Origin of the sequence: Pseudomonas moraviensis subsp. stanleyae, from assembly GCF_036283065.1 — a bacterium.
Lineage (GTDB): Bacteria > Pseudomonadota > Gammaproteobacteria > Pseudomonadales > Pseudomonadaceae > Aquipseudomonas > Aquipseudomonas stanleyae.
This window is the reverse complement of sequence record NZ_JAADJI010000012.1, coordinates 257,367-263,883: the sequence shown is the minus strand read 5'-3', so window position 1 is coordinate 263,883 and position 6,517 is coordinate 257,367. Positions and strand designations below refer to the sequence as shown.

Genomic DNA, 6,517 nt, shown 5'->3' with positions numbered 1-6,517 from the left:
AGCCGCTACCGAAACAACGGATATTCACCCAAAACCCCAAGAGCCTGGTCGGCCCAAAGGCCGCCAAGCCACAAAAAAAAACCGCAATGTCAAAACCGCTCAGCCACCCGCTTATAGGGATAATCCGGCTCCCGATACTTGCCCGGCTTCTGCCGTTTCGGCAGCTCGACCTTGTCGCGCTTCACCTCTTCGTAAGGGATACGACTGAGCAGATCAGTAATGATGTTCAGCCGTGCGCGACGTTTGTCATTGGAGTCGGCAACCATCCACGGCGCCCGATCGGTATCGGTGTGCTTGAACATCTCGTCCCGCGCCCGTGAGTAGTCGTACCAGCGGCTGTAGGATTTCAGATCCATCGGCGTCAGTTTCCAGATCTTGCGCCCGTCGTTGATTCGCGCTTCGAGCCGGCGGGTCTGCTCTTGGGGACTGACCTCAAGCCAGTACTTGAGCAGGATGATCCCCGAATCGACGATGGCGTTTTCCACCCACGGGATCGACTTGAGAAATCTGTCGGCCTGCTCCTCCGTGCAAAAACCCATGACCCGCTCGACACCGGCGCGGTTGTACCAACTGCGGTCGAAGATCACCACCTCACCGCCCGCCGGCAAATGCGGCAGATAGCGCTGCACATGCATCTGGCTCTTCTCCCGATCCGTTGGTGCCGGCAATGCCACAACACGGAACACCCGTGGGCTGACGCGCTCGGTAATCGCCTTGATCGTGCCGCCCTTGCCGGCGCCGTCGCGGCCTTCAAAGACGATACACACCTTGACACCTTTGGCGATGACCCACTCCTGCAGCTTGACCAGCTCCACGTGCAGCTTGCGCAATTGTTCGAGGTAGTCCTTGTTTTTCAAGCGCGGGCGCTCAATGGCCTTTGCAGGTTTCTTCTTGTCTTTGGCCATGCACACATCCTCGCGCTTCAACAGTCCAGTGAAAGTGTTTATTGACCACGAAGGCCTGATCCGTGAGGTTAGTCCACGTCCGGTTGTTTGCCATTGCCGGGCAAAAAAGCCGGATCGCCATGTGTTTCCGGCGTTTGTTCTGACGTCGCACTGTTCATTGCCCGATCCCCTGTTTGCTGGAGTTTTTCGATGCCGTCGCCCAAATCATTGCCCACTGCCCTGCTCGGTCTGGCCCTCGCCTGCCCGGCGATGGCTGCGACCCAGGGTCTGGAACTGGGGCAAGTGCTGATTTCGGCAGACGAGCGCAGTGGCACGGACGCAGCGGTCGAAGAGGCCCGGGAACGTCTCGAACAAGTGCCCGGGGGCACCAACCTGGTCGACATGCGCCAGCCGTTGCAGGGCCGCGTTGCCAGCAATCAGGATGTGCTGGCCTATCAGCCGGGGGTGTACGCGCAGTCGGCGGGCAACGAAGGCGTGAAGATTTCCATTCGTGGCTCAGGCATGAACCGCGCCCCCGGCGCCCATGCATCGGGGCTGTACACGATGCTCGACGGCCTGCCGTTGACCGGCCCCGGCGGCACTCCGTATGAATTGCTCGAGCCGCTATGGGTCGACCATGTCGAAGTGCTGCGCGGCGCCAACGGCTTTGATCGCGGCTCGCTGGCGCTGGGCGGCGCTATCGATTACGTCAGCCACACTGGTTACACCGCGCCGAAGCTGCAAGTGCGCTACGCCGCCGGCAGTCATGGCTATCAGCAGCGCCAGATCAGCTCCGGGCAAGTGCTGGGCGACTTCGATTTCTACGTGTCGCTGACCGGTGCCAACGCCGACGGCTATCAGGACCACACCGCCAGCGAGAGCAAAGGTCTGATCGCCAACTTCGGCTATCGCTTCAACCCGAACCTGGAAACCCGCTTCTATTTTCGCTACCGGGAAACCGACAACGACCTCGCCGGCCGCGTGACCAAGCGCTCCATCGAACACAGTCCTCGGTCAGCCAACCCGGCGTATGTGGCCCGCGATGACAGCCGCAAACAGCCTGGCAGTACCTTCATCGGCAACAAGACCACGTTCTACCTCGACGACGATTCGAGCATCCAGACCGGCCTCGTCTACCACGACTACCCGATGGATCTGCGCGAAGGCCCCAACCGGCTGAAGGTGGCTTATACCGATGTCAGTGGCACCTTCGACTACAAGCGCCGCGACACCGTGTTCGGCATGGAAAGCCGCAGCAACGTCGGCCTGCGCGTGACCAAGCATGCCCAACGATGGCGCCAGCGAGTTCGTGCGTATTCCGAGTGGCAACACCGCCAGCTATACGCCGGGCACGCGGATGCGCAACTTTACTTATCAGGGTTCGGACACCGTGCTGCATTTCGGTAACGACCTGGAAATTGCCGAAGGCCTCTGGCTGACCACCGGACTCGCCGCGATCTACACCCGCCGCGAAAGCGCTGTGACCTATCCGCAGGGCGGCGGCAAAACCAGCCTCAACGACTGGGACTACGCCCCACGCATCGGCCTGCGCTACCAGATCACCCCGGATGTGCAAGTGTTCGGCAATCTCAGCCGCTCGGTCGAAGCGCCGCACCCGTGGTCGCTGATCTACAGCTCCAACGTGCGCTTTTCTGCCGGTAACGGCGCCGCCACAGGTACCCAGCGCGATCCGATCGAACTGCAAAACCAGACCGCGACCACCCTGGAACTTGGCGGCCGTGGCGACAGCAACCTGGGCGAATGGAGTCTGGCCTGGTACTACGCGCAAGTTCGCCACGAACTGCTCTCGGTGCTACCGGATGCCAACGCCGTCACCCCTTACGAACTCAACGCCAGCCCGACCGTGCACCAAGGCATCGAGGCCAGCCTCGACAGCAAACTCTGGACCGCCGCCGACGGGCGCCAGTTGAGCTTGCGCCAGGCCTACACGTTCAGCGACTTCCACTACCGCGACGATGAACGCTTCGGCGACAACCGCCTGCCCGGTTTGCCAATGCACTACTATCAGGGCGAACTGCGTTACGACTGGCCGCAGGGCTTCTTCGCTGCCGTGAACACGCAACTGGTCTCCAAAGTTGCCGTGGACTACGCCAACAGCTATTACGCCGACCCGTACGCCCTGTTCGGCGCCACGCTGGGCTACAACGCGCCGAAGGGCGACTGGCAAGGCTGGGTGGACATGCGCAACCTGACCGGCAAACGCTACGCGGCGACAGTCACGCCGGGGTATGACGACAAAGGGATGGATGCCGCGCGGTCGACGCCGGGTGAAGGGCTGGGGGTGTATGTCGGGGTTTCGTGGAGTTTGTTGTGAGGCCTAAACGCGTGACCGTGGCGGGCAAACCCAACATTTGAAATTTCAGGGAAGATAAAGTCGATGCGTGAACGCAAGGCAGCAAGATTACTGGTCATAAGCCCATCGCGAGAAGTTCTTCTCTTCAGATTTATCCATGAAAAAGGCGCTTTGGCCGGCAGAAATCACTGGGCAACCCCAGGCGGCGGACTTGAGCCCGGTGAAACGTTCCATGACGCTGCAATACGTGAATTGCGAGAGGAAACCGGCATAGAGGTCCCCACGGTTGACGGACCTGTAGCACACCGGAATTTTTCCATGCTATTACCCAGCGGCGAAACTGTACTCGCAGTCGAACAATATTTCGTCGTGCACGCGCCAAGCGAACGGCTGTCCAAAGCCGGCTGGACTCAGGAAGAAACCGAGGTCATGGCCGATCACCGTTGGTGGTCCGCTGAATCGCTTCGGGGTTGCGAGGATCAGGTATGGCCCGAGGGGCTGGATGAAATGCTGGTGAATGCAGGCATCTTCGAACCGGTCAGGTAAACATCGCTCTCCATTGAAATAACGGACTTACCTCATGGATACCACGCAAGAAAACCCGCTGGAAACATCACTCCGACTGGCCGCCGACGAACCCGCGCATCGTCCAGAGTTTTATCGCACTCTCCTGGATTCCACCGTCTACATCCTGGGCACCGCCGGTGCAGCTCAAGGCCATGTCAATCTCGAAGCCGGCAGCAACATCAGCATTGCCCATTGGCAGAAGCCCGATGGCACGCCGGTAATTCCGTTCTTCTCATCGCTGCCAACACTGCAACAATCCATCGACAGCGAGCAGAGCTACGTTGAGATCCCCGCCCGATCACTGTTCAAAATCACCTTGGGCGCGTTGCTCTTCCTCAATCCCAAGTCGCCCTACGGCAAAGAGTTCGTCCCGGATGAAGTGCAGCACCTGCTCTCGGGTGAAATCGGCCGTCCTGCCACGCAACGCACGGTTGAGAAAGAAACCAATGTCTTGCTTGGACAACCTTCGGACTATCCATCGACGATGGTTCACTCGCTCTCGCAACTGCTGGCCAAACATCCAAACGTGAAGCGCGCATTTCTGGCGCTGATGCACGACGCCTCGATCGATGAAGAACCGCACCTGATCGTCGGCATCGAAGCGGATGGCGATATCGAGCAGGTCATGCGCGAAGCCGGCAATGTCGCTGGGGACACAGCGCCAAATGGCGGGCCGGTTGATTTTTGTCGCGTGCTGGTCGGAGAAGCCGGGCTGAGTGATTACTTCCTCAAGGAGACAAAGCCTTTCTACGAACGCAAGGCACCGAGCAAGCTGCGTTCGTTCTTTGGCTTTGGTTGAATACGATCTGAGGAAGATCGCAGTCGTCTGCATGTCGCTTGATCAGCGGGCCAGTGGTCAATTCTGATGAGCGTCCCCTTGGATTCTTTCAACCCGCCCTCATAACAGTGGGTATCCCCCTATCGTCTCGAGAGGAAGCACACACCATGACCACTCAATCCGAAACTGCGATTCTCGCCGGCGGCTGCTTCTGGGGCATGCAGGACCTGTTGCGTCGGTACCCGGGTGTGCTGAAAACCCGCGTCGGTTACACCGGCGGCGATGTGCCGAATGCCACCTACCGAAACCACGGCAACCACGCCGAAGCCATCGAGATCGAATTTGATCCGACAGTGATCAGCTACCGGCAGATCCTCGAGTTCTTCTTTCAGATTCACGACCCGAGCACGCCCAATCGCCAGGGCAACGACCTTGGCCCGAGCTACCGGTCGGCGATCTACTACCTCAACGACGAGCAGCGCGCGGTCGCCGAAGACACCGCTGCCGACGTTGACGCTTCGGAGCTTTGGCCGGGCAAAGTGGTCACTGAAATCGAACCGGCCGGCCCGTTCTGGGAAGCGGAACCCGAGCACCAGGATTACCTGGAGCGGATTCCGAATGGCTACACCTGCCACTTCATCCGGCCGAACTGGAAACTGCCGAAGCGCGCTTGACGACAACGGCGTTGGTCGGGCTCGGTGCCCCGCCATCGCCGCCCGCTGATCAAATTACATATGCACCGGCACCGCTACCGCGCCCGGCTCCGGCACATCGACATTGACCTTCAGCGCAATCAGCAACGCAGCCAGCAACATCAGAATGCCGGCTGCGACAAACACCCCATTGATGCCGCTGAAACTGAACACCGAACCGCCGGCGGCAGCGCCTGCGGCAATCGCCGACTGCACCGATGCGACGACCATGCCGCCTGCGCTTTCGGCCTGGTCGGGTACCGAACGCGCCACCCAGTTCGACCATGCGACCGGCACGCCACCGAAGGCCATCCCCCACAGCGCCAGGAGCAACGCCTGTCCGGTGACCGAGGCCGGTAACCCGACCAGCGCCAGAGCGGCAACCCCCACCAGCACCGGCATCAGCACCAGCGTTGCCCGTGGATTGCGCTGCAACAGCCAACCAGCGAACAACGTGCCGGCAAAGTTCGCCACGCCGAAACCGAGGAGCATCAGTGCCAGAGTTTGCGTTCCGACGCCGGTGGTGCTTTCCAGAAATGGCCGGATGTAGGTGAACAACGCAAAGTGACCGGTGTGCACCAGTACGCAGCCGAACATGCCAATGGCAATGCCCGGTCGCAGCAAAACCTCAAGCACCGTACGCAGGCGTGACGGGCGATGCGGCGCCAGACTCGGTAGCGTGAACATTTGAAAGACCAGAGTCACCACGCCCACCGCCGCCGCTGCGAAAAACGCACTGCGCCAGCCAAACTGTCCGCCGAGATAACTGCCCAACGGCACCGCCACCACGGTTCCCACAGCGATGCCGCTGAAGATGATCGACAGCGCGCGGGGCAGCAGCGCCGCCGGCACCAGGCGCATCGCCACGGCCGCTGCCATGCTCCAGAAACCGCCCAAGGCGATGCCCAAAAGGATGCGCATGATCAGCAACACCGCGAGGCTGGATGAAAACGCGACCAGCAGATTGGATGCGATCATCAGTGCCGAGAAACCGAGCAACACCAGTCGCCGATCAAGGCTGCGCGTCAACCCTGGCACCAATAATCCGGCAAACAACGCTACCACCGCAGTCACCGTCACGGCTTGCCCGGCCAGCGCTTCGCTGACACCGAGATCGAGCGCCATCGGCGTCAGCAGGCTCGCCGGCAAATATTCCGCCGTGAGCAGACCGAACACCCCCATCGCCAGTGAAAACACCGCCATCCATGCAGGCACCAGCGGCTCCTCGTCAGCACACTCACCCACAGCAGACCGCCCGTCACATACACCTTCATTCATTTCA

The 6,517-nt window shown here is 60.5% G+C and carries 5 protein-coding genes and 1 pseudogene; 4 read left to right on the top strand and 2 right to left on the bottom strand.

Annotated elements, in window-relative coordinates; genetic code table 11:
- Positions 1-89: 89 nt before the first annotated feature.
- Positions 90-905 carry a polyphosphate kinase 2 gene (gene ppk2, locus GXB78_RS22675; protein WP_329517083.1) on the bottom strand — a complete coding sequence of 272 codons (816 nt, stop codon included), beginning with the start codon at positions 903-905 and terminating at the stop codon, positions 90-92.
- Between the two features lie 189 nt (positions 906-1,094).
- Here ppk2 and GXB78_RS22670 point away from each other — a divergent pair.
- The 4 genes and pseudogenes from GXB78_RS22670 (at position 1,095) to msrA (ending at position 5,217) form a co-directional block, all read left to right on the top strand.
- Positions 1,095-3,219 (top strand): annotated as a pseudogene (locus GXB78_RS22670) (TonB-dependent receptor family protein).
- Between the two features lie 63 nt (positions 3,220-3,282).
- Positions 3,283-3,744, top strand: a complete 462-nt coding sequence (locus GXB78_RS22665) for an NUDIX hydrolase (RefSeq protein WP_329517082.1) — start codon at positions 3,283-3,285, stop codon at positions 3,742-3,744.
- Positions 3,745-3,778: 34 nt separating this feature from the next.
- Positions 3,779-4,564, top strand: a complete 786-nt coding sequence (gene sseB, locus GXB78_RS22660) for an enhanced serine sensitivity protein SseB (RefSeq protein WP_329517081.1) — start codon at positions 3,779-3,781, stop codon at positions 4,562-4,564.
- Between the two features lie 146 nt (positions 4,565-4,710).
- Positions 4,711-5,217 carry a peptide-methionine (S)-S-oxide reductase MsrA gene (gene msrA, locus GXB78_RS22655; protein ID WP_329517080.1) on the top strand — a complete coding sequence of 169 codons (507 nt, stop codon included), beginning with the start codon at positions 4,711-4,713 and terminating at the stop codon, positions 5,215-5,217.
- A 54-nt stretch (positions 5,218-5,271) separates the two neighbouring features.
- Here msrA and GXB78_RS22650 read toward each other — a convergent pair whose 3' ends face one another.
- Positions 5,272-6,513: an MFS transporter gene (locus tag GXB78_RS22650; RefSeq protein WP_329517079.1), complete on the bottom strand. Its 1,242-nt coding sequence runs from the start codon at positions 6,511-6,513 to the stop codon at positions 5,272-5,274.
- Positions 6,514-6,517: the final 4 nt, after the last annotated feature.

Bases quoted from the DNA above. Each gene is read 5' to 3' on its own strand.
- ppk2 (WP_329517083.1), bottom strand. From the start codon at position 905: ATGGCCAAAGACAAGAAGAAACCTGCAAAGGCCATTGAGCGCCCGCGC.
- GXB78_RS22665 (WP_329517082.1), top strand. From the start codon at position 3,283: ATGCGTGAACGCAAGGCAGCAAGATTACTGGTCATAAGCCCATCGCGA.
- sseB (WP_329517081.1), top strand. From the start codon at position 3,779: ATGGATACCACGCAAGAAAACCCGCTGGAAACATCACTCCGACTGGCC.
- msrA (WP_329517080.1), top strand. From the start codon at position 4,711: ATGACCACTCAATCCGAAACTGCGATTCTCGCCGGCGGCTGCTTCTGG.
- GXB78_RS22650 (WP_329517079.1), bottom strand. From the start codon at position 6,513: ATGAATGAAGGTGTATGTGACGGGCGGTCTGCTGTGGGTGAGTGTGCT.